Annotated in this window: 1 rRNA gene; it reads right to left on the minus strand. The window is 50.3% G+C overall.

Annotation, left to right across the window (positions count from 1 at the left end):
* Window positions 1-36: 36 nt before the first annotated feature.
* Window positions 37-1,582: ribosomal RNA gene (locus JMI89_RS11730) — 16S ribosomal RNA — on the minus strand.
* Between the last annotated feature and the right edge of the window lie 190 nt (window positions 1,583-1,772).

Below are 1,772 nucleotides of genomic sequence, written 5' to 3' on the forward strand. Positions count from 1 at the left end.
AACAAACAATCTATGTGAACACTGTCAGGCACTTCGTAAGGAGGTGATCCAACCGCAGGTTCCCCTACGGTTACCTTGTTACGACTTCACCCCAGTCATGAATCACACCGTGGTAAACGCCCTCCCGAAGGTTAAGCTATCTACTTCTGGTGCAACCCACTCCCATGGTGTGACGGGCGGTGTGTACAAGGCCCGGGAACGTATTCACCGTGACATTCTGATTCACGATTACTAGCGATTCCGACTTCATGGAGTCGAGTTGCAGACTCCAATCCGGACTTAGACGTACTTTAGGAGGTCCGCTCCAGCTCGCACCTTCGCTTCCCTTTGTATACGCCATTGTAGCACGTGTGTAGCCCTGGTCGTAAGGGCCATGATGACTTGACGTCGTCCCCACCTTCCTCCGCTTTATCAACGGCAGTCTCCTTTGAGTTCCCGACCTAATCGCTGGCAACAAAGGATAAGGGTTGCGCTCGTTGCGGGACTTAACCCAACATTTCACAACACGAGCTGACGACAGCCATGCAGCACCTGTCTCACAGTTCCCGAAGGCACTCCAGCATCTCTGCCAGATTCTGTGGATGTCAAGACCAGGTAAGGTTCTTCGCGTTGCATCGAATTAAACCACATGCTCCACCGCTTGTGCGGGCCCCCGTCAATTCATTTGAGTTTTAACCTTGCGGCCGTACTCCCCAGGCGGTCGATTTATCGCGTTAGCTTCGGAGCCCATCACTCAGGGCAACAAACTCCAAATCGACATCGTTTACAGCGTGGACTACCAGGGTATCTAATCCTGTTTGCTCCCCACGCTTTCGCATCTCAGCGTCAGTATCTGTCCAGAAGGCCGCCTTCGCCACCGGTATTCCTCCACATCTCTACGCATTTCACCGCTACACGTGGAATTCTACCTCCCTCTACAGTACTCCAGACGACCAGTTTTAAATGCTATTCCCAGGTTGAGCCCGGGGCTTTCACACCTAACTTAATCATCCGCCTACATGCCCTTTACGCCCAGTCATTCCGATTAACGCTCGCACCCTCCGTATTACCGCGGCTGCTGGCACGGAGTTAGCCGGTGCTTCTTCTGTGGCTAACGTCAATTATATGCACTTTTCATACACACAACTTCCTCACCACCGAAAGTACTTTACAACCCGAAGGCCTTCTTCATACACGCGGCATGGCTGCATCAGGGTTTCCCCCATTGTGCAATATTCCCCACTGCTGCCTCCCGTAGGAGTCTGGACCGTGTCTCAGTTCCAGTGTGGCTGGTCATCCTCTCAGACCAGCTAGAGATCGTCGCCTTGGTAAGCCATTACCTCACCAACTAGCTAATCCCATATGGGTTCATCAAATGGCAAGTGCACCTAAGTAAACTTAAGCACCCCCTTTGGTCTCGCGACTTTATGCGGTATTAGCAGTCGTTTCCAACTGTTGTCCCCCACCATTCGGCAGATCCCCATACTTTACTCACCCGTCCGCCACTCGTCATCAGGTGCAAGCACCCATGTTACCGTTCGACTTGCATGTGTTAAGCCTGCCGCCAGCGTTCAATCTGAGCCATGATCAAACTCTTCAATTTAAAGTTTGATGCTCAATAACTGTCTCTGACATATTCAAATGAATCTTCAGTGTCACTTATTAAGACTTAATTTTTCAGTCCGTAGACTTCATATCTTTTGTCCTAACAGTGCCCACACAGATTGTCTGTTTTTACTTTTTAAAGAGCTAACAGTTTACCTTCTAGGTTTACTGTCTCAAGGGTTGCGTAT

It is taken from the genome of Frischella sp. Ac48 (assembly GCF_019641635.1).
Lineage (GTDB): Bacteria > Pseudomonadota > Gammaproteobacteria > Enterobacterales > Orbaceae > Frischella > Frischella japonica.